The following is a 21,875-nucleotide window of genomic DNA, read 5'->3' as shown; positions in this document are numbered from 1 at the left end:
AGCCGCTCGCCGGGCTTGCAGACAAAGCCCGGCTGAACTATACACCGCCCGTCGACGCCGCGTCGGCCGCAGCCTCCCCCAAGAGGCCCGTAGAAAAGATGGGGCCATAGCTCAGTTGGGAGAGCGCTTCAATGGCATTGAAGAGGTCGTCGGTTCGATTCCGTCTGGCTCCACCATCAATCAAGAATAGATAAGCGTGCTGGCGTCGAGTTGACAGCGACTCGTCTTAGGGACGGTTGGCCGCGCCGCTGCTCTACCGAAGAACTCTTGTAGGCCGATAACGCTTATACCGGTTCGCGCAAAATCGCGCGCCCACAAGCGAGCGGCCGATCGTTCCTTATCTCTTGCGCGCCAACAATCGTGTCGCGGTTCAGCGGCTCGGACGATTTGCTCGCGCGTCAATCTGTTGGACTCGACGCTTCGAGGCTAAACGCCGGTTTCAGAAGTAATGGCGGCTGCAGAAAGCAGCCTCGGTCGTTTTGGCACTCGCAGAGCATTGCCGCGGCAAGAAACCGCATACGCCTTCCCTCACACCCACTAACTAAAAAATCAATATTTCCGCTACCTTAGTCTACGACTCCATGGAACCTTCAGCTTGGGGAACTGAGCCCGCTTCTTTTTTCTTCACGAATCAGTCATTAAACAGCAAGAATTGCCAAGGTTACACGCGCATATGATTCGACTTGCCTTTACCGATGACACCGATGCCCCAGCCGCGGAGAGCGAACGGCGCCGGCTTCTAGACGACGCCCTGCGCCGTCTCTTCGTTCTCTAAATCCTCCACTGACTGGCAGACTTCGATGGCCGTTATGAAGCATCAATTTATTCAAAATCCCCTGGGTTCCGCGCTGGACAACGACCTCGACGTCTTGCGGAAAAAGCTGAACAGCGCGCTCGGCTTTCCTCCGCGCCCGGCGCTGACGGCCGCCCTCGACCTCCTGACGAGAGCGAACACGGCTCTGGAGTTTCTCGAAAAGCGGAACGCCGACATAGAGAATTGGGCTGTCGAGGCTATTCGCCAACTTCAGGCGGATTTTGCATCCTCTGAGAACACAGTTGCGCTTTACCGCGATCGCGTCCGCGAGGCCGAGCAGCTCAACTGCGACCTCGGCAAGAAACTCTCCGCCGCCGAGCGCCGCGCCGTTCAGGCCGAAGAAAGGGCCGTGAGAGCGGAAACCGAGCTTTTGAAGGAGCGGACGAGGGCCGGGGCCGCCGAAGCACGGGCCGCCAAGGCGGAGGCTGACGCCGGCGATGCGGAACAATGGCTTTCGCAGGTCAGCGATCTGATCAACGCGAATCTTGCCGGGGCGGCGATCGTCTTGGACAATCTGGAAACGTCGGACCCCGTAGCGGCGCTCAAAAAGAAGCTCGGCGCCTGAGGCCGGCGCGGGCGAGCGCCCTCGATGTCCGCTTTGCCACAAAATTGCGTCAGACGGCACAAGGCTGGCCCAATGAAGCTTCAAGACGCCAGAAACCAGACGCCTCTACTTTGCAGCGCTATATATATTGAATTCCTTTCGATTGCCCGTTAGTCGCCTCATTGGCCCGCTCCTTGCTGCCAATCTCCCGAGAAAAGGGATGCAGCGATGAACGATCTCCAGCCGCGTAGCTTTCTGCATAATCAGGCCGATCCATACGCGATTATCCTCGGCACGAATGAGATTGCCTCGGCGATCGCCGTCAGGCTCTGCTGGGAGCGTTTCCGCGTCGTGCTGAGCCATGACCCGTTTCCACCCGTCATCCGGCGTGGGATGGCGTTCCATGACGCGCTTTTCGACGATCAGGTCGCCGTCGACGGCGTCGTCGGCCAGCGCGCCGAGACCGCTCTGGAGATCATCGACGCCCTCGCCTTGCGCGGGCGGGCGGCGGTCACGCATCTGCAATTGACCGATCTGATCACCTTGCGCGCGCCCGTCGCGGTCATCGACGCGCGACTTCAGAAACACCGCGTCACGCCGGACCTTCGCGGCGTCGCCGGACTCGCTATCGGCGTCGGGCCTAAATTCGCCGTGGGCGAAAATTGCGACATTGCCATTGAAACCCACCCCGCGAAGACCGGCGCGCTTCTCGACGCCGGCGAGACGCGCGACGCCGATGGAGTCGCGCGCGCCTTGGGTGGCGTCGGCAAGGAGCGTTTCGTCTATTCGGCGCGGCCGGGCGTGTGGCGCACGCCGCTCGATATCGGCGCGCAGGTCTTCAAGGGTTTTGTGCTCGGCCATCTGGACAGCCAGCCGGTAAAGGCGCCGATGGACGGTTTTCTGCGCGGAATCGCGCGCGACGGCGTCGCTGCGCCCGCCGACGTGAAGCTCGTCGAAATCGACCCGCGCGGCCGCGCGGCTCGTTGGACAGGCACCGATGAAAGAGGCCGCGCCATCGCAGAGGCGGTGATTACGGCGATGGCCAGGGCGCCAATCAGCCGGCTTCTCGTCCCGTTCCAAATCTAGCGCGCCGTCCGCTCGCATGGAATCTGCGAGCGGAAGGCGCTCTGACCCAGTCGCGCGGCGCCACAGGATTAGCTGGGCGCCCCTGCCCTCGCCGGCGGCGATGGCGCTTGCGCCCGCCTTCGCCTCCCCACAAATTATATCGACCAATATATATCGCAGCACGGCGAAACTGCGCTTGTTTTACAAGCCGACGGCGCCGTCATTTAGCGCTATATCCGCGTACTTTTTATGCTGGCTCTTTATTGACAGTATTGCACAGCTTGTCATAGCTTTTCGTTATGTACCAGATAAACATATCAAATCGATTCAAGCGCGACGTCGCCGCCCTGTCCCGCGCGACGCTCCTGGGATGCATCGCATTCAGCGCCATCCCGCTTCGCCTGGCCCAGGCGGAGGAAACCAAGATCGTCGTCGTTACGAGCTTCCCGGAAGAGCTCACGACGCGCTACGAGCAAGAATTCGAGAAACGCTATCCGGACATCCATATTCAGTTCGTCTGGAAGCAGTCGCGGGACGCGCTTGCCGAGCTCAGCAAGCCGGCGCAAGGCGGCGCCGACGTCTATTGGGCGCCGACCATCGCCAATTTCGCGACCCTGCGCGAGCGCGGCGCGTTTCAGAAAATTTCGGTGGACCGCACGGCGCTTCCGGGCCGCCTCGGGCGCGAACAAATCTCCGACCGGGAAGGATTTTACGAGGCCTATGACGTCGCCGGCTACGGCGTCGTGATGAATCCGGCGCTCGCCGCGGCGAGCGATCTCGCGGCGCCGAAGCGCTGGCGCGATCTCGTCGCCCCGAACTATGCGCGCCGCTTGGCGATGCCCATTCCGGCGAAGGTCGGCTTTTCGCCTGCGCTCTATGACATCTTCCTACAAAGCGAAGGATGGGAAAACGGCTGGGCGCAGTTGAGCGAGATGGCGGGAGAAGCCGCGCTCCTCGCCCAAGGCGCGCTGCCGACCGCGCAAGTGCGCGACGGCGCGGCGGTCTTTGCGCTCACCATCGATTTCTTTGCGGTGAGCGCCAAGGCCAATGGCGCGCCGGTGGAGATGATCTATCCGGAGCGCAGCGCCTTCCTGCCCGCGCATATCGCCATCACGGCCGCGACGAAACATGCGGCGGAAGCCAAGTCCTTCGTCGATTTCGCGCTTTCCGCGGACGGCCAAAAGCTGATGATCGAGCGCGACAGCATGCGCCATCCCGCAAGGCCCGACGCCTATCAGGGCGCGCCGGCGGCGCTCGTCGATCCTTTCAAACTGCCGGCCGACTCGATCCTCGATTACGATATGGACACCGGAAGGCGGCGGCCGCCGTTGATCACCCTCCTCTTCGACCTCGCCATCGTCGAAGGCCATGACGAGCGCGCGGCGCTGTGGCGCGCCGTCCACGAGGCCGAGAGCAAGGACAGCGGGGCCAAAGCCAAAGAGACGCTGAGCGAGGTGCGCCGGCTCTTGAGCGTCGTGCCGGTCTCGGAGCGCGAAGCGAAAGACCCCGCCTTTCTCGACGCCTTCGGCAATCGCGACGCCATCGATCCCCAGCGGATCGCCAAATGGCGCGACGATCTCGCGACGGCGCGCCGCCAGGCGAAAGAAAAGCTCGCAAGCCTCGGGATCGCGCCGTGAAACGCGCCGGCCTTCTTCTCGGCGCGCTGCTGCTCATGGGTGCGGCGCGCTATGAAACCGCCGCGCCGCCGACAGAGGCTTTCACCCAGCCGATCGACGGCCTGACGGCCGCGCAGACGCCGATCTTCCGACGCGGCTCGGGGTTGTTCCGTCAGGCCTGGCTCATCGGCCCCTCTGACGATCACCCCGATCTCATCGGGCTTGGTCCGCTCTACAACCGGCTTTCCTGTATCGCCTGCCATGTCAAAAACGGACGCGGCGCCGCTCCTGACCCCGAGAATGGCGTGACGCGACGTATGGTGGCGAGGCTGAGCGTCGAGGGAACGGACGCGCATGGCGGACCGCGCGCCCATCCTATTTACGGCGCTCAGCTCAATCCCGAGGGCGTTCCGGGAGTCCCCGGAGAAGGCCAGGCAACCGCCGCCTTCGACGAGACAACCATCGCTCTCGCCGATGGCGAACGCGTCTCTCTGCGCCGCCCCAAGCTCGCCTTCCGCCGCCTTGCCTATGGCGAGCTGGGACAAGCGACGAAGACCTCGCTTCGCAACGCGCCGCCGGTCTTTGGCCTGGGATTGCTGGAGGCCGTGCCGGATGCGGAAATCCTCGCCGGCAAGGGCAAGCCCAATTTCGTGTGGAGCATCGAGGCCAACGCCAGGACGCTCGGCCGCTTCGGATTGAAAGCCAATCAACCTAGCCTGCGCCAGCAGATCGCCAACGCCTTCGCCGAAGACATTGGCGTGACCTCCTCGATGTTTCCGACCGAGACGTGCACGGTGACGGAGGAAGCCTGCCACGCCGCCGGCTCGCTAAAGCCCGATCTGACGGACGCACAACTCGACGCGGTCACGGATTACCTCCGCTGGCTCGCCGTTCCCGCGCGTCGCGGGGCCGACGCGCCGCAGGTCGTCGCTGGCGAAAAACAATTCCACACGCTTGGCTGCGCGAGCTGTCATCGCGAGACGCTGCGGCTCGGCGCCTTTCCCGCGCAACCTGCGCTGAGCGGCGCCGAGATTCACCCCTATACGGATCTGCTGCTGCACGACATGGGCGAGGGCCTCGCCGATGGGCGCGCGGATTACGACGCCGGCCCGCGCGACTGGCGCACGCCGCCGCTCTGGGGTCTCGGTCTCGCCGGCAAGGGCGGCGACGGCGCGAATTATCTGCATGACGCACGCGCGCGCACGCTCACGGAAGCAATCCTTTGGCATGGCGGCGACGCCCAATCCGCCACTGAGGCCTTTCGCCAACTGCAAAAGCAGGAGCGCGACGCCCTGCTCGCTTTTCTCAACTCTCTCTAGCGGCCGGGGGGCGCGCACGTGACCAGATATCTCACTTCCACTTCGCTTTCCGGCAGCCTGTTGCTGGCGCTCTGCGCGCCGGCGCTGACGCAAACCGCCCTGCCGCCGATCGAAATTCGCACGCCAAAGGCTTTCGAGCTCGGCCAGATCAAGGTCGGCGAGCGACGACTGGCGACACCGACCAGCCCCACGAGCCAAGGCAATGGCTCTGGCGCTGGCGGCGCCTCGTCATCTGCTGCGCCCGCCAATGCGGATAACGCGCCGACGCCCAAGCAGCATACCGACGCTTTCGGCGGCTACACGATCACTAATCGCCAAATCGAAACCTTCGCGCGCGACACGCTAGATCGCGCCATCAATATTGCACCGGGCGTCAACGCCAACACGACCGGCACCGCGCGCAACGAGCAGAATATTTATGTGCGTGGCTTCGATCGCTGGCAGGTTCCGCTCACTGTCGATGGCGTGCGAGTCATGCTCCCTGTCGACAACCGGCTCGACTTCGCCCGCTTCATGACGCCCGACATCGCCGAGGCGCAAATCGCCAAGGGCTATGCCTCTGTGCTCGACGGGCCCGGCGGCATGGGCGGACAAATCAATCTCGTCTCGCGCAAACCCTCGCGCGAGATCGAAAGCGAATTCAGAAGCCGTGTCGAGTTCGGGCGCGACGGTACCTATCAGGGCGTCCAAAACTACGGTTTCGTCGGCACGAAGAAGGATCTCTATTACGCGCAGCTCAGTGGCGCCTGGCAGAAGTTCGACGGCTGGTTACTGCCCGCGAGCTATGTCTCGACGCCCATCCAAGGCTGGGGCTTCCGCAACCAATCCTACACGCAGGACTACAGCGTCAACGCCAAGGTCGGCGTGACGCCCAACGCCACGGATGAATATTCGCTGACCTTCTCGCGACAGGACGGCGACAAGGGCGCGCCGTTTCATGTCTCTCAGCCGATCAACACGCAAAACAACTGGAAATGGCCTTACTGGCGCGTCCAAAACCTCTACTTCCTCTCGAAAACGCAGCTCGGCGACGCGTCCTATGTCAAAACGCGCGGCTATTGGAGCAAATATGAGAACTCCATCCTCGCCTATGACAACTTCGGCTTGTTCAACCAGGCCACGCAGAAATCCTTCGACAGCCATTATTCCGATTATGCGCTCGGCGCCGAAGTCGAGGCCGGAACGCAGTTCGAAGACATCGATACGCTCAAGGGCTTGTTCTACTACCGCCTCGACACCCACACCGAGTGGCAAAACAACTACGGCACGAATTATCAGGGCAAGCCGAAAGGCTGCGTGGCGAATGTGCCTTGCTCTTCTCAGCCGGTGATCGCGAGCCTGGAAGACACTTATTCCGTCGCGATCGAAAATACGTTTCATCCGCGCAAGGACATCGATATCGTCGGCGGCTTCAGCTACGACTGGCGACATCTGCGTCAGGCGCAAGGTTTCGCTCTGCCTCAAGGCACGATCACCTATACGCCAAAAGACATGAGCGCACCGAACTACCAGGGCGCCGTCATCTGGCGCTATAACGGAACCGACGCCGACCGCCTCTATTTCAATGTCTCCGATCGCGTCCGCTATCCGACGCTATTCGAGCGCTTCAGCACGCGTTTTGGCGGCGCCACCTCCAACCCCACGCTTCAACCCGAGCGCGCGGTCAACTATGACCTCGGCTGGTCGACCCAATTCGCGCCCAATGCGCGTCTCACGGTCGACCTTTTCCATAGCTGGGTTCAAAATCTGATCCAGAACGTGCCCATGCCCGCCTACGGGTTGAACGTCACCCAATCGCAGAATGTCGGCGCGGGGCGTTTCACTGGCGCAGAGGTTTCCGTGGATTACGAGCCGCGGGAAGATTTCTCGCTCGGCGGCAATCTGACGGTCATGCGCCGGCGCGTCTACGCGCCTTATATTCCGACGTTCCAGCCGATCGGCGTGCCGGACATCAAGCTGTTCCTTTATGCCGGCTACCGACCCATTCCAGAGATCACGCTCACGCCGAACATCGAAGTGGCGAGCAGCCGCTGGACGGTGGTTTCCAACACGAATGCCTATTACCGCACTGGGGCCTATTTCCTGACGAACTTCAACGCTGATTATCAGGTGAACAACAATTTTAAAGTGACCGTCGGCGTACGCAATCTCTTCGATCAGCTTTACGTCCTGACCGATGGATTCCCCGAGCCGGGGCGCAGCATGTATTTGGCGGTGAAGGCGACGTTCTGAGTGAGTTGAGGCTCGATGGCTCACTGTCATTCCCGACGCTCGCGAAGCGAGCGATCGGGAATCCAGAGCCAAACCAGCGCTCTTGAGGCTCTGGATTCCCGGTCGGGCTTTCAGCCCGCCGGGAATGACATCCCCCAGCAAGCCGCTCTAACAAATCCGCGGCAGCTGCTCGCCTGCAAGCCAATCCACAATGCGCGCGCCGCCGAAAGACGACGTCATCTGCACGAAGCGCCGCTCGTCCTCGACAGCCGCCCCGATGATTGCAGCGTCGCGGCCGAGCGGATGGGCGCGCATCGCTTCGAGCAGCGCCGGCGCGGCCTCCGGCGCGACGACAGCGATCAGCTTGCCCTCATTGGCGACATTGAGCGGATCGAGGCCGAGCAGCTCGCAGGCGGCGGCGACTTCCGGCTTCACCGGAATAGCCACTTCCTCGATACGGAAACCAACGCGCGACTGCTGCGCAATCTCATTCAACGTCGCGGCAAGGCCGCCGCGCGTCGGATCGCGCATCAGCCGCAGCGCAGCGCCGGCCGCCGCAACCATGTCGGCGACAAGTCCATGCAGCGCAGCAGAATCCGACAAGATCTCGCAGTCGAACTCCAGATTTTCGCGCTTCGACATCACGGCGACGCCATGATCGCCGATCGAGCCGGACACTAACAGAACATCACCCGGCCGCGCCTTGTCGCCGGAAAGATCGAGCCCTTCGGGAACGGCGCCGACGCCCGTCGTGGTGATGAAGACGCCATCGGCCTTGCCGCGCTCGACGACCTTGGTGTCGCCGGTAATCACCGGCACGCCAGCCGCGCGCGACGCTTCGCCCATGCTCTCGGCGATGCGCGCGAGATCGGCGAGCGGAAAACCTTCCTCGATGATGAAGCTCGCCGAGAGATACAGCGGCCTCGCACCCGACATGGCGATATCGTTCACCGCGCCATGCACGGCAAGCGAGCCGATGTCGCCGCCGGGGAAAAACAGCGGCGAGACGACAAAGGCGTCGGTCGTCATCGCCATGCGGCCCTTGGGCGCCTCGAAGACGGACTGATCATTGCCCTGCCGCAGCCAGTCATTGTCGAGCGCGGCGTGGAAAATATCGGCGATGAGCTGCGCCATCGCGCGCCCGCCCGCGCCATGCGAGAGATCAACGCGGCCATTGCCGATGTCGAGCTTGCGTCGATAGGTCTTGGTCACGACGCAGCCCTTTGCGTGTCGAAGCGGCGATAGGTCCATTGCGCGGCGCAGGCGCCCTCGGACGAGACCATGCAGGAGCCCATTGGCGTTTCCGGCGTGCAGACCGTGCCGAACAGCTTGCAATCATGCGGCCGCTTGGCGCCGCGCAGGATCGCGCCGCATTCGCAGGCGGGATTGTCCTTGGCGCTAGGCGTCGTGACGCAGAAGCGGTGCTCTGCGTCATAATCGGTATAAGCCTCGCGCAGCCGCAGAGCGCTCGCGGGAACTTCACCGAGCCCGCGCCACTCGAAGGAGTCGCGCAGCTCGAAAATATCCGCGACTTCGGCCTGCGCTTTGACATTGCCTTCGGTCGTCACCGCCCGGCCATATTGGTTCTCGACCTCGCAGCGCCGCTCGTTCAACTGGCGCACCAGCATCAGGATGGACTGCATCACATCGAGCGGCTCGAAGCCCGCGATCACGATCGGCTTGTTGAATTGCTGCGCGGCGAATTGATAGGGCCGCACGCCAATGACGGCGGAAACATGCGAGGGACCGACAAAACCGTCGATCTCGACGCCCTCGCCTTCCCCGGCGAGGATCGCGCGCATGGCGGCGGGCGTCAGCACATGGTTGCAGAAGACGGAGAAATTCGAAAGCTTCTTTTGCGCGGCAAGCCTGATGGCCAGCGCCGTCGGCGGCGTGGTCGTCTCGAAGCCGATGGCGAAGAACACAACCTCGCGGGACGGCTCCGCCTCGGCGATGCGAATGGCGTCGAGCGTGGAATAGACCATGCGGATGTCGGCGCCCGCCGCCTTCGCCTTGATGAGGCTCATGCCGCCCGAGGCCGGCACGCGCATGAGATCGGCATAGGTGCAGAGCGTCACCTTTGGATCGCGCGCGAGCGCAATCGCCGCGTCGATGCGCCCCACAGGCAGAACGCAGACCGGGCATCCGGGCCCATGGATCATGCGAATATTGGGCGGCAGCAGATCTTCGAGCCCGTAACGCGAAATGGCGTGGGTATGGCCGCCACAGAATTCCATGAAGCGATAGTCGCGATCATCGCGCGCCAAAGTCGCGAGGCTGCGCGCGAGACCGCGCGCCAAGTCGCCGTCTCGAAACTCGTCGACATATTTCATGGGTTCATTCCGGCGAAATCGCGGATCATGGCGAGCGTGCGCTCGGCTTCCTCGGCGTCGACCTTGGAAAGCGCGAAGCCAACATGCAGGATCACATAATCGCCAACCGACACATCATCGACCAGCGCAATCGATATGCTCTTGGAAACGCCGTCGAGCGATACTTTCGCCATCTGATCGGGCAGCAGCTCGGTGACGCGCACGGGAACGGCTAGGCACATGCCGCGCTCTCTTTCTCTCTCTCGGCGGCCGCGAAAGCGGCGCGCGCCATCGCGGCCTGTCCCAGCGACAGGCCGCCGTCATTGCATGGAACAGCCCGCGCCAGCAAAGGAAAAAGCCCGCGCGCGCGCAGGGCCTCGGCGAGGCCCTCGGCCAGAATCCGGTTCATCATGCAGCCGCCCCCGAGCGCCACGCGCGAATGCCCCTGCGCTTGCGCCGCGGCGGCAATCCATTCGGCGCAACCCTCTATCAGCGCGCCGTGGAAAAATTCTGCGGCCTCGCGCGGGCTTGGTCGCTCGGTCGCGATGAAGGACAGAACCGGCGCGAAATCGAGAACATCCTCGCGAAGCGCGAAAGCGCCCGGCAACGCGCGCGGCGCTTCGACAAGCGCTTCGAATTCCATCGCCGCCTGTCCCTCGTAACGCTGTTCGAGACAGACGCCCGCGAGCGCCGCCGCCGCATCGAAGAGGCGCCCCATGCTGGTGGTTTTCGGCGCCATGCCGCGACGCAGGCTCTCGGCGATCTTGGCCGAAAGGGGCGCCTCGGGAAACAACCGCTCCGCCAAATCCAGGCGCCCGATGGCGGCGAGCGCCGCCATTCCCATGCGCCAGGGCTCGCGCGCGGCGCGGTCGCCGCCCGGCAGCGCCAGAGGCGCGATATGGCCGAGGCGCGTCCATGTCGACCCGTCGACGCGCATCAATTCGCCGCCCCAGGCGCCGTGATCGTCGCCCATGCCATAGCCGTCGAGCGCCACGCCGAGCATCGGCCCCGAAACGCCGCGCTCCGCCGCGATCGCCGCCACATGCGCCGCATGATGCTGTGCGCGCAATAGCGGCAGTTCCATCTCCTCCGCGAGGCGTGTGGAATAAAAATCAGGATGAAGATCGCAGGCGACGGCTTCCGGCGTGACGTCGAGTATCGAGAGGAGATGGCGCAGGGTCTCATCAAAGAACCGCACGCTCTCTGCGTCATCCAGATCGCCGATATGCTGCGAAACAAAAGCCTCGCGCCCGCGCGTCACCGTCACAGTTGTCTTGAGATGCGCGCCCAAGGCGACGACGCTTGGCCCGTCTGCGCCAAGATCGATCGGGTCGGGCGTATAGCCGCGCGCGCGCCGCAGAAAGGCGGGCGCGCCGTCGACGACCGCAGCGACGGAATCATCAGCGCGCACGACGATGGCGCGATCGTGGCCGACAATGAGGTCAGCGATGGAGGACAGCCTGCGGCGCGCGTCTTCGTCATCGACCACCAGCGGCTCGCCGCCCGGATTGGCGCTCGTCGCGACGATGACGAAATCATTCGCCTCCTCGCGCCAGTCGCGCCCGGAAGGAAAACCCGCCGCCGCGTGAAACAGCAAATGATGCAAAGGCGCATAAGGCAGCATGACGCCGATGCGCGTAAGACGCGGCGCAATGGCGGGCGCGAGCGTTCCTTTCGATTTCACCACGACGATCGGCCGCGCGCGATGCTGGATCAGGTCGAATTCCGCCTCGCTCGGCTCGGCGAAAAGCGCGAGCGACGCGACATTGGCCGCCATGACGGCGAAGGGTTTGGCGTCGCGTTCCTTGCGGCGGCGCAGTTCGGCGACGGCCGCCGCATTGCGCGCGTCGCACATGAGATGATAGCCGCCGATCCCTTTCACCGCGACGATGGCGCCGGCGCATATCCGCTCCACAATCACGCCCGGATCGACGTCGAGCCGCGGGCCGCATGTCGGGCAAGCGATCGTCTCGGCGTGGAAGCGCCGGCTGCGCGGATCGGCATAGTCGCGCGCGCAATCCGCACACATGGCGAAGCGCGCCATCGAAGTCTGCGGGCGGTCGTAAGGCAGCGAGGATGAAATAGTGAAGCGCGGCCCGCAATGCGTGCAGGTGATAAAGGGATAGAGATGGAAGCGGCTCGTGGCGTCGAAAAGTTCGTCGAGGCAAGCCTCGCAGGTGGCGGCGTCTGCGACGATGCGCGTCTGGCTTCGCCCGCCGGCGCTTTCGCGAATCGAGAAATCGCTATCGCCACATAAATCGATTCGCTCGACGTCGATCGAGTCGATTGTCGCGAGCGGCGGCTTCTCCCGGCGCAGCGCCGACAAAAAATCCTCGTGCCGCGCGCCTTCGATTTCGAGCAGCAGGCCCTCGCCGTCGTTCAGCGCGAAGCCGCTCAAGCCGTAACGCGCGGCGAGGCCATAGGCGAAGGGCCGGAAACCCACGCCCTGCACCGCCCCACGCAGCCGGATACGCAGCCGCGCGCTCGGCTCGCGCGAAGCGCCCGCGGCCGCGACGACGCTCATGCCTCTCAGCCCGCTGTAGCGCCGGCGGCGGCGTGCGCGGCGCGGGCCTCGATCCAGGCGTAGAGCGCCGCCATTCCCTCGCCGGTTTGCGCCGAGACCACAAGCGTCTGCAGATGCGGATTGACCTTGAGCGCATTGGCGAGACATTTGCCGACGTCGAAGGTCAGATGCGGCAGCAGATCGGATTTGTTCAGCAGCATGAGATCCGCGGCCGCGAACATATCCGGATATTTGAGGGGCTTGTCCTCGCCTTCCGTCACGGAAAGCACGACGACCTTATGCGCCTCTCCAAGATCGAAGGCCGCGGGGCAAACGAGATTGCCGACATTCTCGATGAACAGCACGCCGCCCTTTTTCAACTCGAGGCTCTCGAGCGCATGGCCGACCATATGCGCGTCGAGATGGCAACCCTTGCCGGTGTTGATCTGAATGGCTGGCGCGCCGGTGGCGCGAATGCGCTCGGCGTCGTTGGAGGTCTGCTGATCGCCCTCGATGACGGCGACCGCGGCTTTCTCCTTCAAATCGTTGATCGCGCGCACCAGCAGCGTCGTCTTGCCCGAGCCGGGGCTGGAGACAAGGTTCAGCGCCAGCAAGCCTTTTTGCGCAAAGACCGCGCGATTGCCCCGCGCATAGGCGTCGTTCTTGGAGAGAATGTCGCGCTCGATGCGGACGATGCGCTCCTGGCTCAGGCCCGGGACATGCACGCCCGCGGCGCCGGCGCCGAAATCAATGGCCTCGCCATGCGCATGATCGTGATGGTGGTCATGCGCGTGATCGTGATGATGATGGTGGTCGTGATCATGGCCATGGTGATGATGCCCATGGTCATGATCATGCGCATGGTCGTGATGATGGTGGTCAGCCGCGTGTTTGTCCGCGCCCGTTTTCTCGCCTTCGACCGTCGCCGTTCCGCAGCCGCACACTGTGCACATCAGTCGACCTCCAACTCCTCGATGCGCAGCTCGTCGCCCGAGGTCATCTGCACATGCCGCCCGCCACATTCGGGACAGGCGCCGAAGCGCTCGTCGAGCGGCACCGTCTTGCCGCAGTCGAGACACCAACCTTCGCCCGGCGCGCGGATGATGTCCAGCGTCGCGCCATCAGCCACCGTGCCGCGCGAAACGGCGTCGAAACAAAAGCGCAAGGCTTCCGGCTCGACATGCGCCATCGCGCCGACCTTGAGCCGCACGACACGCACCTTGCCGAAGCCCTGCTTGCGCGCCTCCTCGCAGACGATGTCGACGATGCTTTCCGTCAGCGCCATCTCATGCATGAAGCGGCTCGCGCAGCTCGACCTGAAAGGCGACGCAAGGGTCGAAAACGGCGGCAAGCCGCCGGATGCGCAGCCGCGCCTCGGGGCCAAAGCCGATAGGGGCGCCGAGTAGCGCCGCGGCGAAGGGGCCGGCCGGGTGGAAATTCCACTCGGTCGGCGCGAGCAGCGCGTAATCGCGCACGCGCATGGCGTCGTCGAGGCGCGCCCAGTGATAGAGGCGGCCGCGCGCGGTCTCGACGGCGGCGAAGCCCTCTCCCGCGGCGAGCGGGCAAAGAATGGCCGCGCCGCTCATCTCGGCTTCGCCCCGCGACAGCGCGCGCCGCAGAATGTCGAGCGCCTCTCCGATTGCGATCAATCGCGCCGCGAGGCGCGCGGCGACGGCCGAACCGCCGCTCTCAGTCTCCCGCCAATGCCGGGCGAAAGCCCCCGTCTCCACGATGCGATGCGGCAGGGTTGGAGAGGCTGCGAAATGATCCCGGCCCTTTCGCAAGCACTCGATGACGAGGATGTCGTCCGCCCTCTCCAAAGCGTCGGGCGCATGCGGGCGCAGGAAGGCGTCGGCCTGCGCTTGCGCCATGACGGCCGCCAGAAAGCTCTCGCGCTCGGGCGCATCCGGCGCCTCGCAGCGCAAGCCCAAGGACCGCGCAGCCTCCTCGATGGCCTTTACGGGCGCGCCAAGCTCGGCGCATTGCGCCCGGGCCTCGCCGCGCGCCGCAATGGCCATGACGAGACGCGCGGCGCTCATGGCCTCGCGCAGGGGCGCGGCGGCGGACGCTATATCCATCGACTCGCCCGTCTGCGGCCAGCCGAGGGCCAGCGAGCGAAGCGATTCCGCAGCCTGTTCGGCGGCGAGGCCGACGACAACGGAGAACTGCGCGGCGTCTCCCAACTCTTCGTCCCGTGCGGCGGCGATGGCGAGCTGCGCCGCCGCGCCATGCGAAAAACCGCACAGGCTAAAGAGCTGACCTGCGAGCCGGGGGACCTCTTGCGGGCCGCGACCGCGAAAGATACGCGCGACGCCCGCCGGCCTGCTCGAATTCACGAACACCGAGACGACGCGCCCGTCCGTATCGACGTCCGCGCCGATGCGTATCGCGCCGGGGCCGGCCAGCGCGCTCATGACGTCGCCTCTTCGGTCGCCAGCCTTCCGCGCAGCAAGGCGCGGCGATCCAGCCCTGCAGGTTTTGGCGCCGGCTTTTGGTCGAGTAGTTCGGGATCGAAGAGCGCCTTCATCGCCTCTCTCGCAGCTTCTCGCGCCGCCGACATATCCGAAAACTCGAACATGGGCGAGAACAGCGAGCAGGCAAGGATCGCGCCGAAGCCGTCGAGCTGAGCGGAAACGCATTCCACGTCGCCGGCCGGCACGGCGACGCGGACCGACGCGCCAGAGGCGACGGGCGGTTCCGGAACGACGATCAGATTCATGAACCAGGGCGTCACGACGATCCCGACGGCGGTCTCTCCGAAGGCGCGGAAGCCGATCGCCTCCACGTCGAGCGCGTCGTTGCAGATCGGCACGTCGCGCATCGGCCCGGCGCGCACGCCAGCGTAGAGCCCGGCGAGCGTCTCCCCGATCGTCCTGGCCGCGTCATCGTCCATCGCGGTGTCTCAAGGCCGAATCTCACTTCCCGAGCCGCATGAAACGTGCAAGCGGCGCGTCGCAAGTCGGACAACGCCAGTCCTCCGGCAAAGCGGAGAACGGCGTGCCCGGCGGTATCTGCCAGACGGGATCGCCCTCGGCCGGATCATAGACGCTCCAGCAGACGCCGCATTCCATGCGGTCGTCGTCGGATGTTTCCGTCTGGCCGAAATTCTCGAAGCTCATTTGAAATAGGCCTCGTCGATCTCTCGCAGCCGCTCGGCGGAGTCGCGGAAATCTTCATCCGCCGCGCAGGCGGCGGCGGGAACGCCGCCGATTTCGAGCGTGTCGAGGATGATCGTATCCATGGCGTTGAAGAACTGCACGGACCAGACATTGCGCGCGCCGGTCGCGAGCACCCGGCAGGTTCCATAGCCGCGAGAGACGAGCCGCACCGGCCCGTCGCCGAGGGTCTCCTGCAGAAAGCCCATATCCGCTTCGCTCATCGGCAAAAGCGAGAAGTTGATAATATGGCTGGCGGCGGCGGGCGTGTAGGCCGCCATGCGCTCGCGAATTTCCGCCAGCACCGGCATGACGTTCATTGCGCCCTGGGGCGGCGCGCCGAAGCTGATGTCGGCCGCGGCAAGCTCCGCGGCCTTGCGCACCGCCTGCGGAATGGCGCCGATCTCGAGATAATCCGCGACCAGCGCGCCGCTCGCGTCCGTGAAGCGCACCCGCCACAGGCCCGCCATGACGGATTCCTGAACTTGCGCGACGACGCCGTCGGTCAAGACCGCGACCCCAGCGACCTCACCCTCGCCCACCACTTGGGACAAGAGTTCCCGATCGTCCGCCGGCAGGTCGGTGATGTCGAACAGCCTGTTCGGCTCTTGCGCCGTTTGCGCGGCAAGCGCGTCGGCAAGCTGCGGCAAGAGGTTCGCGACGGCAGGGCAGCGCGCGATCAGTTCCGCCGCCGAACGGGTTGCGAGGAAATTCACCTCCCGACGCGTGTCGAGCCCTTCCTCGCCGCCGATCGGCAGCAGCGTTATTGAGTCGTCGGCGCCGTCGGGCGCCACCCAAAAGCCGGCCTTCACGCGGTCGCTCCTTTTTGCGAGAAAGTGATCTCGACGCGAGGGCCCGCCTTGGCGAGCGGCGTCGCGTCGGGGGCGAGGAATGCCTCGATCTTTTCGAGATACTCCGACCAGGCGCGGATACGCGGAATGACGCCGATGGTCTTGCCGCCGCAAATCACGGCGAGGCTCGGCAGCACGTCGACCTGAAATCTTTGGCCGAGGCTCTTCTCGGCGCCGGCCGCGACCAGCGCGCCGGAGAGACGGCCGTCAAAGGCGATCAGAAGCTCGGGGAAAATCACCGCGACATCCGTCGCCTCTGGACGCTGCGCCGGGTCGCCGGCGAAAAGCAGGAGGAATCGCCCGTCTTCGCCCTGCGCGCTCAAAAGGGCGTCGGCATTCGCCTCATCGATGAGCGGGGCGCCGATGCGGTCGATGATAGCCTGCGGCAGGGGCATGCCTACTCCTTACTTCTGATCCCGCAAGAAATCCGGCAATTGCGGCTCGCGGTCAATCAGATCGGCGAAATATTGCTCGAAGTCGCCGCCGCTCAGGGCCGCCTCGAGTCCATCGATCGCATCGTCGATCGATTGCGCTTCCTCGGCGTCGAGAACGCGCATGGCGGTTCCAAGATGTACCAGCACTTTCGTTCCCGGCGTCTGCGCCCCGACGAGCAGCATCGAGACGGATTGCGCTTCGCCCCTGCGCTCGCAAAGCGCCCGCGCGTCATCGCCGGAGAGCACGGTCATCGGAAAGCCGAGACACATCGGCGGCGCTATCTCGTGAGGGCCGCCAAAGGACGACGACGCGCCGTCGCGTAAGCTTCCGCGGCCCAGACGAGCGCCGCCCAGCACGCCACGACGAGCGCCAGCCCCAGCGCCGGATGAAGATCGACCAATGGGGCTTCAGTCAGATGCGGATGGATATGCAACCCGGGATTGGCCTGCGCCGCCCCGGCCGCGACCATGAGGGGGAGAGCGAAGGCGACTTTGGCGAAGGACTTCATGGCCAGCTCCTTGTGAACCTCCGACGCGCCGGATCAGACGCGCCTTTCATAGCTCTGATGATCGATGTCATTGGCGAGCAACGCGATCGCCGTATTGTCCTCACGCAAGGACAAGGCCACTCCCCACTCGGCGAGGAGCTGTGCGCCCGCCTCGACCGCGACGTCGATCGCCTCTTGAACAGGCGCCGTCAGCGCGCCGCCCCAATTTTCGAGATCGAGCGGCTGACAGCCGATGAGCGCGAGCTTTTGCGGGTAATGGCCGAGCAAATCCGCGGCGCTCAGCACTTCCTGAAAGCCGGTCTGATGCAGGCTCATTTTCTTGGAGCCGGTGAACTTCGGCACCTCTTCGTCGCGGACGATCTTCAAGGCGCCGGGATCGAGGCCGTAATCGATGGCGTCGAAGACGAGGAGATAATCCGCCTCCTCGACAAAATGCACGAGGTAAAGCCCCTGCGTGCCGCCGTCGAGCACGGTGACATTCTCGGGCGTCTCGAAGCGCCGGTGGAAGGCCTCGACGGCGCGCACGCCGAAACCCTCATCCCCCCACAGAATATTGCCGATGCCCAGCACGAGGATTTTCGGGGAGCCCGCGCTCATCACTCCGCCGCCTCGTCCTTGAAAATGCGCTCCCCGGAGATCATCGAGGAGATGATGCTCTGGCGGCTCACAATATCCTCGCGGACGGCGGCATAGATATGAACGATCGTGAAGGTGACGAGCGCCCACATGCCGATGTGATGCAGCGTATGCACCTCCTGGCTGTTCGGCCAGATCAGGAACACCCAGCCGAAAACCTTATATTGCCAGGAGTCGATCCCCTCGCCTTCCGAATAAAGCGCGAAGCCCGTCACGATCATGAAGATCAGCGGCACGGTGAACATGGAGAACATGATGAGCTGCGCCAGCGGATTGTGCCCGACATATTTCTTCGGCGCCTTGGCGAGGAAGAGATACCACGCAGCCTCATGCGCCACGCCCGCCCAATAGTCTCGGCTCCAGAAGGGCACGTAAAATATCTGCCGGGAATGCGCATTGCCGGCGAATATCCAATAGATGCGCAGCAGATAGAAAGCCGCGAGAACCTGCCCCGCCGCAAAATGCGCGAAGCGGATATAGCCCATCAGGAAGCTGCTGCTCGCGTCGCCGGTCACGCTCGGAAAAGGGCTCGCGATGAAATAGCCCGTGACGAACAGCACGGTGATGCAGAGCGCATTTATCCAATGCCAGACGCGAACGGGCGCCTCATAGACATAGACGGTCTGACGTTCGACGGCGCGCGCGCCATGCGCGTCGCCGACGCCAGCAACTTGGATGCCGTCGACCATGGACGCCTCCTTTAACGGACCTTCACCGACGCCATCTCCTGCCCGTCCGGACTCATCACGTGAGTCGAGCAGGCCAGACACGGGTCGAAGGAGTGAATGGTGCGTAGGATTTCAAGCGGCTTTTCGGGATCGGCCATGGGCGTGTCCATGAGCGACGCCTCGAACGCGCCGATATTGCCCTGCGGATCGCGCGGGCTGCCATTCCAGGTTGTCGGCACGATGCACTGGTAATTGTCGATCTTGCCGTTCTTGATCTTGATCCAGTGCCCGAGCGCGCCGCGCGGCGCCTCGGTGAAGCCATAGCCCTTGGCTTCCGTCGGCCAGCTCTTGGGCTCCCACTTATCGACATTTGCAGTCGCCGTCTCGCCATTCTTGATATTGGCGACGAGCTTGTCCTGGAAGTGGCGCATCTTGCGCGCGGCCCACTGGCATTCGAGACCGCGCGCGGCGGTGCGGCCAAGCGTGGAGAACAGCGCCGTGACGGGAACGCCGAGAGTCTTGAGGAGACGATCCGCCGGCTCCTTGAACTCGGGATTGCCCTGCGCATAGCCGATGATGTAGCGCGCGAGCGGGCCGACCTCGACCGCATTGCCGCGCCAGCGCGGCGATTTGATCCAGGAATATTTGCCGTCTTCGTCGAGCGACTCGATATTGGTCGGCGTGCCCTTTGCGTTGGGGCCGAGCTTGTAGTTCGGCTCGGTGACGCCGTCGAAAGGATGCAGCCCCTTGGTCTCGTCCGGATATTTGTACCAGGAGTGGGTGACGAACTCCTGTATTTGCTCCGGATCGGCATTGTCGATCGGCAGAACCTCTTTGAGATTGCCGTTCAAGATCACGCCGCGCGGCAGCAGGAGATTGCCGGCGGAATAGTCGTTGGCGTGCTCGGGAATGTCGCCATAGCTCATGACGCTCTTGCCCGAGAGCCCGCCGCCATAGAGCCAGTCCTTGTAGAAGCCGGCGATGGCGACAAGGTCCGGAATATAGACCTGCTCGACGAATTCTATGGAGCGATCGATGATCTGCGAGACGAGATTGAGGCGCTCCATATTGATCGCGCCGACCGCCCCCGTTCCATCGACGTTGATGGCGCAGGGCACGCCGCCGACGAGCCAGTTGGGATGCGGATTCTTGCCGCCATAGACCGTGTGAATCTTGACGATGTCCTTCTGGAAGTCGAGCGCTTCCAGATAATGCGCCACCGCCATCAGATTGGCTTCGGGCGGCAGCTTATAGGCGGGATGCCCCCAATAGCCGTTCTTGAACGGCCCAAGCTGGCCGGACTCGACAAACTTCTTCAGCCGCGTCTGCAGATCTTTGAAATAGCCCGGCGAGGACAGCGGCCAGGGCGAGATCGACTGCGCCAGCGCCGAGGTCGCCTTCGGATCGGCGGAGAGCGCCGAAACGACGTCGACCCAATCCAGCGCATGCAGATGGTAGAAATGCACCAGATGATCGTGCACCTGCAGGCAGAGCTGCATGATGTTGCGGATCGAATTGGCGTTCTCGGGAATGCTGATGTTCAGCGCATTCTCGACCGCGCGCACCGAGGTGAGCGCATGGGTGCCGGTGCAGACGCCGCAAATCCGCTCGGTGAAGGCCCAGGCGTCGCGCGGGTCGCGGTTCTTGAGGATGACTTCGATGCCGCGCCACATCGTGCCGGTGGAGACGGCGTTGCGAATGACGTTCTTGGAATCGACATTCACCTCGATGCGCAAATGGCCTTCGATGCGCGTGACCGGATCGACGACGACGCGCTTGCCGGAATTGTCGAGTTTGAAGCCGTTGGGAGTCTGGATGCCCATGATTGCGTTTCCTCGAAGATCGGCCGTTGGTTCGGCGTCTTTCGTGTTTCGTCCTGGGTGATCGGCCGAAAAGATTTCCTCATCCTGAGGAGCCCGCGAAGCGAGCGTCTCGAAGGAAGAGGAAACCGTCGTCCGTGGATCGCCCTCGTGCTTCGAGACGGCGGCTTCGCCGCCTCCTCAGCATGAGGGCAAGGATTACACTTGGTTTCCGTCCCGCTTCGTCACGACGCGCTTGACCGCCGTGACGGCCGCATGCGTCGCCACCGCCGCGCCGACGACGCCGACGGCCGCCAAGCCGATCTCATCGGCGTTCTTCTCGATGCCGAATTGCCTGATGTTCGAGAGGCGCTCGTAGAACGGCCCCTTGTCCCAGAAGCCCTCTTCCGAGCAGCCGATACAGCCGTGGCCGGATTGGATCGGGAAAGAGACGCCGCCGTTCCAGCGCACCGTCGAGCAGGCGTTGTAGGTCGTCGGCCCCTTGCAGCCCATCTTATAGAGGCAATGCCCCTTGCGCGCGGCCTCGTCGTCCCATTCCTCGACGAACTGCCCGGCGTCGAAGTGCCCGCGGCGATAGCATTTGTCGTGGATGCGCTGGGAATAGAACATTTTCGGCCGCCCCTGGCGGTCGAGCTCCGGCAGACGGCCGAAGGTCGTGATGTAAGTCACGACGCCGGTCATGACTTCCGCGATCGGCGGGCAGCCGGGGACCTTGATGATCGGCTTGTCCTTGATGACCTTGTCGATCGGCGTCGCCTGCGTCGGATTGGGCGCAGCCGCCTGCACGCAGCCCCAGGAGGCGCAGGCGCCCCAGGCGATGATGGCAAAAGCGTCCTCAGCCATCCATTTCAGCTTTTCGACGAAAGGCTTGCCGCCGTCGATGCAGAACATGCCGCCCTCGTTGAGCGGCGGATTGCCCTCGACGGCGAGAATGTATTTGCCCTTATATTTTTGCTTGGTTTCCTCGAGGATCGCCTCGGCCTGATGGCCGGCGGCCGCCATGATCGTGTCGTCGTAGTCGAGCGAGATCATGGAGAGGACGACGTCCTTCACCAGAGGATGCGCCGAGCGAATGAAGCTCTCGGAGCAGCAGGTGCATTCGAGGCCATGCATCCAGATGACCGGCACGCGCGGATTTGTCTCCAGCGCCTGCGCCATTTTGGAGGCGGCGAGAGGCCCGAGCCCCAGGCTCGCAGCCGTCAAAGAGCAGAATTTCGTGAAGCTGCGGCGCGTGATCCCCTGACGTCGGATCACGTCGTAAAACGACTCGATGGCGGGCATTCCTCTCCCCCATTGCGTTTCCAAAAAGCGGCGGCTTCTCGCGTCGAGGACGGGAGCCACTCTTCTTTCGCAAAGATCGCAGCAAGGAACGAGCCAATCGCGATCCTGCGACGTAGTCTTCAAACCTGCAGGAAAAC

22 protein-coding genes and 1 tRNA gene are annotated in these 21,875 nt (G+C 63.9%); 6 read left to right on the top strand and 17 right to left on the bottom strand.

Annotated elements, in window-relative coordinates; genetic code table 11:
- The first annotated feature begins 100 nt into the window (after positions 1-100).
- The 6 genes from JJT62_RS08580 to JJT62_RS08555 all read left to right on the top strand — a co-directional run bounded on the left by JJT62_RS08580 (position 101) and on the right by JJT62_RS08555 (position 7,590).
- Positions 101-176: transfer RNA gene (locus JJT62_RS08580), tRNA-Ala, on the top strand.
- A gap of 633 nt (positions 177-809) precedes the next feature.
- A complete protein-coding gene (locus tag JJT62_RS08575) occupies positions 810-1,379 on the top strand; it encodes a hypothetical protein (RefSeq protein ID WP_202072296.1) in 570 nt (189 codons plus the stop codon).
- A 207-nt stretch (positions 1,380-1,586) separates the two neighbouring features.
- Complete coding sequence (locus tag JJT62_RS08570) at positions 1,587-2,444, top strand: xanthine dehydrogenase (protein WP_202072295.1); 858 nt, start codon at positions 1,587-1,589, stop codon at positions 2,442-2,444.
- A 278-nt stretch (positions 2,445-2,722) separates the two neighbouring features.
- On the top strand, positions 2,723-4,060 hold the full coding sequence (locus tag JJT62_RS08565; protein ID WP_202072294.1) for an ABC transporter substrate-binding protein: 1,338 nt from the start codon (positions 2,723-2,725) through the stop codon (positions 4,058-4,060).
- Positions 4,057-5,358, top strand: coding sequence for a di-heme oxidoredictase family protein (locus JJT62_RS08560; protein ID WP_202072293.1), 1,302 nt, complete (start codon positions 4,057-4,059; stop codon positions 5,356-5,358). The genes JJT62_RS08565 and JJT62_RS08560 overlap by 4 nt, the downstream gene beginning before the upstream one ends.
- A gap of 18 nt (positions 5,359-5,376) precedes the next feature.
- On the top strand, positions 5,377-7,590 hold the full coding sequence (locus JJT62_RS08555) for a TonB-dependent receptor (protein ID WP_202072292.1): 2,214 nt from the start codon (positions 5,377-5,379) through the stop codon (positions 7,588-7,590).
- Positions 7,591-7,737: 147 nt separating this feature from the next.
- On the opposite strand, the gene hypE is transcribed toward JJT62_RS08555, so the two are convergent.
- The 17 genes from hypE to JJT62_RS08470 form a co-directional block, all read right to left on the bottom strand.
- Complete coding sequence (gene hypE, locus JJT62_RS08550; protein ID WP_202072291.1) at positions 7,738-8,820, bottom strand: hydrogenase expression/formation protein HypE; 1,083 nt, start codon at positions 8,818-8,820, stop codon at positions 7,738-7,740.
- Positions 8,778-9,902, bottom strand: a complete 1,125-nt coding sequence (hypD, locus tag JJT62_RS08545; protein WP_202072290.1) for a hydrogenase formation protein HypD — start codon at positions 9,900-9,902, stop codon at positions 8,778-8,780. The genes hypE and hypD overlap by 43 nt, the downstream gene beginning before the upstream one ends.
- Entirely contained in the window at positions 9,899-10,123 is a 225-nt protein-coding gene (locus JJT62_RS08540; RefSeq protein ID WP_202072289.1) for a HypC/HybG/HupF family hydrogenase formation chaperone, read from the bottom strand. Before JJT62_RS08540 ends, hypD begins: the two co-directional genes overlap by 4 nt.
- A complete protein-coding gene (hypF, locus tag JJT62_RS08535) occupies positions 10,114-12,405 on the bottom strand; it encodes a carbamoyltransferase HypF (protein ID WP_202072288.1) in 2,292 nt (763 codons plus the stop codon). The genes JJT62_RS08540 and hypF overlap by 10 nt, the downstream gene beginning before the upstream one ends.
- 5 nt (positions 12,406-12,410) lie before the next feature.
- Positions 12,411-13,337 (bottom strand): hydrogenase nickel incorporation protein HypB, encoded by a 927-nt coding sequence (gene hypB, locus JJT62_RS08530; protein ID WP_202072287.1) that lies wholly within the window; start codon positions 13,335-13,337, stop codon positions 12,411-12,413.
- A complete protein-coding gene (hypA, locus tag JJT62_RS08525; RefSeq protein WP_202072286.1) occupies positions 13,337-13,678 on the bottom strand; it encodes a hydrogenase maturation nickel metallochaperone HypA in 342 nt (113 codons plus the stop codon). The genes hypB and hypA overlap by 1 nt, the downstream gene beginning before the upstream one ends.
- Complete coding sequence (locus JJT62_RS08520) at positions 13,671-14,798, bottom strand: nickel-dependent hydrogenase large subunit (protein ID WP_202072285.1); 1,128 nt, start codon at positions 14,796-14,798, stop codon at positions 13,671-13,673. Before JJT62_RS08520 ends, hypA begins: the two co-directional genes overlap by 8 nt.
- Positions 14,795-15,277, bottom strand: coding sequence for a [NiFe]-hydrogenase assembly chaperone HybE (gene hybE, locus JJT62_RS08515; protein ID WP_202072284.1), 483 nt, complete (start codon positions 15,275-15,277; stop codon positions 14,795-14,797). The genes JJT62_RS08520 and hybE overlap by 4 nt, the downstream gene beginning before the upstream one ends.
- A gap of 22 nt (positions 15,278-15,299) precedes the next feature.
- Positions 15,300-15,503, bottom strand: a complete 204-nt coding sequence (locus JJT62_RS08510; RefSeq protein WP_202072283.1) for a rubredoxin — start codon at positions 15,501-15,503, stop codon at positions 15,300-15,302.
- Entirely contained in the window at positions 15,500-16,351 is an 852-nt protein-coding gene (locus JJT62_RS08505; RefSeq protein WP_202072282.1) for a hydrogenase expression/formation protein, read from the bottom strand. The genes JJT62_RS08510 and JJT62_RS08505 overlap by 4 nt, the downstream gene beginning before the upstream one ends.
- Positions 16,348-16,785 (bottom strand): hydrogenase accessory protein, encoded by a 438-nt coding sequence (locus tag JJT62_RS08500; RefSeq protein ID WP_202072281.1) that lies wholly within the window; start codon positions 16,783-16,785, stop codon positions 16,348-16,350. Before JJT62_RS08500 ends, JJT62_RS08505 begins: the two co-directional genes overlap by 4 nt.
- A gap of 9 nt (positions 16,786-16,794) precedes the next feature.
- A complete protein-coding gene (hypC, locus tag JJT62_RS08495; RefSeq protein WP_202072280.1) occupies positions 16,795-17,094 on the bottom strand; it encodes a HypC/HybG/HupF family hydrogenase formation chaperone in 300 nt (99 codons plus the stop codon).
- Positions 17,095-17,102: 8 nt separating this feature from the next.
- On the bottom strand, positions 17,103-17,333 hold the full coding sequence (locus JJT62_RS08490; protein WP_202072279.1) for a hypothetical protein: 231 nt from the start codon (positions 17,331-17,333) through the stop codon (positions 17,103-17,105).
- A gap of 33 nt (positions 17,334-17,366) precedes the next feature.
- Positions 17,367-17,930 (bottom strand): HyaD/HybD family hydrogenase maturation endopeptidase, encoded by a 564-nt coding sequence (locus tag JJT62_RS08485; protein WP_202072278.1) that lies wholly within the window; start codon positions 17,928-17,930, stop codon positions 17,367-17,369.
- Positions 17,930-18,658: a Ni/Fe-hydrogenase, b-type cytochrome subunit gene (gene cybH, locus JJT62_RS08480; protein WP_202072277.1), complete on the bottom strand. Its 729-nt coding sequence runs from the start codon at positions 18,656-18,658 to the stop codon at positions 17,930-17,932. Before cybH ends, JJT62_RS08485 begins: the two co-directional genes overlap by 1 nt.
- An 11-nt stretch (positions 18,659-18,669) precedes the next feature.
- On the bottom strand, positions 18,670-20,460 hold the full coding sequence (locus JJT62_RS08475; protein WP_202072276.1) for a nickel-dependent hydrogenase large subunit: 1,791 nt from the start codon (positions 20,458-20,460) through the stop codon (positions 18,670-18,672).
- 195 nt (positions 20,461-20,655) lie between these two features.
- A complete protein-coding gene (locus JJT62_RS08470) occupies positions 20,656-21,738 on the bottom strand; it encodes a hydrogenase small subunit (protein ID WP_202072275.1) in 1,083 nt (360 codons plus the stop codon).
- Between the last annotated feature and the right edge of the window lie 137 nt (positions 21,739-21,875).

This window comes from Methylocystis sp. Sn-Cys, assembly GCF_016745395.1.
In the GTDB taxonomy this organism is placed as follows: Bacteria; Pseudomonadota; Alphaproteobacteria; order Rhizobiales; family Beijerinckiaceae; genus Methylocystis; species Methylocystis iwaonis.
This window is presented reverse-complemented; position numbering and strand designations above follow the sequence as displayed.

Excerpts from the sequence above, each read along its gene's own strand:
- JJT62_RS08485 (WP_202072278.1), bottom strand. The coding sequence starts at position 17,930 with ATGAGCGCGGGCTCCCCGAAAATCCTCGTGCTGGGCATCGGCAATATT.
- hypC (WP_202072280.1), bottom strand. The coding sequence starts at position 17,094 with ATGTGTCTCGGCTTTCCGATGACCGTGCTCTCCGGCGATGACGCGCGG.
- hypF (WP_202072288.1), bottom strand. The coding sequence starts at position 12,405 with ATGAGCGTCGTCGCGGCCGCGGGCGCTTCGCGCGAGCCGAGCGCGCGG.
- JJT62_RS08500 (WP_202072281.1), bottom strand. The coding sequence starts at position 16,785 with ATGCCCCTGCCGCAGGCTATCATCGACCGCATCGGCGCCCCGCTCATC.
- JJT62_RS08490 (WP_202072279.1), bottom strand. The coding sequence starts at position 17,333 with ATGAAGTCCTTCGCCAAAGTCGCCTTCGCTCTCCCCCTCATGGTCGCG.
- hypE (WP_202072291.1), bottom strand. The coding sequence starts at position 8,820 with ATGGACCTATCGCCGCTTCGACACGCAAAGGGCTGCGTCGTGACCAAG.
- JJT62_RS08575 (WP_202072296.1), top strand. The coding sequence starts at position 810 with ATGAAGCATCAATTTATTCAAAATCCCCTGGGTTCCGCGCTGGACAAC.
- JJT62_RS08470 (WP_202072275.1), bottom strand. The coding sequence starts at position 21,738 with ATGCCCGCCATCGAGTCGTTTTACGACGTGATCCGACGTCAGGGGATC.
- hypD (WP_202072290.1), bottom strand. The coding sequence starts at position 9,902 with ATGAAATATGTCGACGAGTTTCGAGACGGCGACTTGGCGCGCGGTCTC.
- hybE (WP_202072284.1), bottom strand. The coding sequence starts at position 15,277 with ATGGACGATGACGCGGCCAGGACGATCGGGGAGACGCTCGCCGGGCTC.
- JJT62_RS08570 (WP_202072295.1), top strand. The coding sequence starts at position 1,587 with ATGAACGATCTCCAGCCGCGTAGCTTTCTGCATAATCAGGCCGATCCA.
- cybH (WP_202072277.1), bottom strand. The coding sequence starts at position 18,658 with ATGGTCGACGGCATCCAAGTTGCTGGCGTCGGCGACGCGCATGGCGCG.
- hypA (WP_202072286.1), bottom strand. The coding sequence starts at position 13,678 with ATGCATGAGATGGCGCTGACGGAAAGCATCGTCGACATCGTCTGCGAG.
- JJT62_RS08565 (WP_202072294.1), top strand. The coding sequence starts at position 2,723 with ATGTACCAGATAAACATATCAAATCGATTCAAGCGCGACGTCGCCGCC.
- hypB (WP_202072287.1), bottom strand. The coding sequence starts at position 13,337 with ATGTGCACAGTGTGCGGCTGCGGAACGGCGACGGTCGAAGGCGAGAAA.
- JJT62_RS08510 (WP_202072283.1), bottom strand. The coding sequence starts at position 15,503 with ATGAGCTTCGAGAATTTCGGCCAGACGGAAACATCCGACGACGACCGC.
- JJT62_RS08475 (WP_202072276.1), bottom strand. The coding sequence starts at position 20,460 with ATGGGCATCCAGACTCCCAACGGCTTCAAACTCGACAATTCCGGCAAG.
- JJT62_RS08520 (WP_202072285.1), bottom strand. The coding sequence starts at position 14,798 with ATGAGCGCGCTGGCCGGCCCCGGCGCGATACGCATCGGCGCGGACGTC.
- JJT62_RS08540 (WP_202072289.1), bottom strand. The coding sequence starts at position 10,123 with ATGTGCCTAGCCGTTCCCGTGCGCGTCACCGAGCTGCTGCCCGATCAG.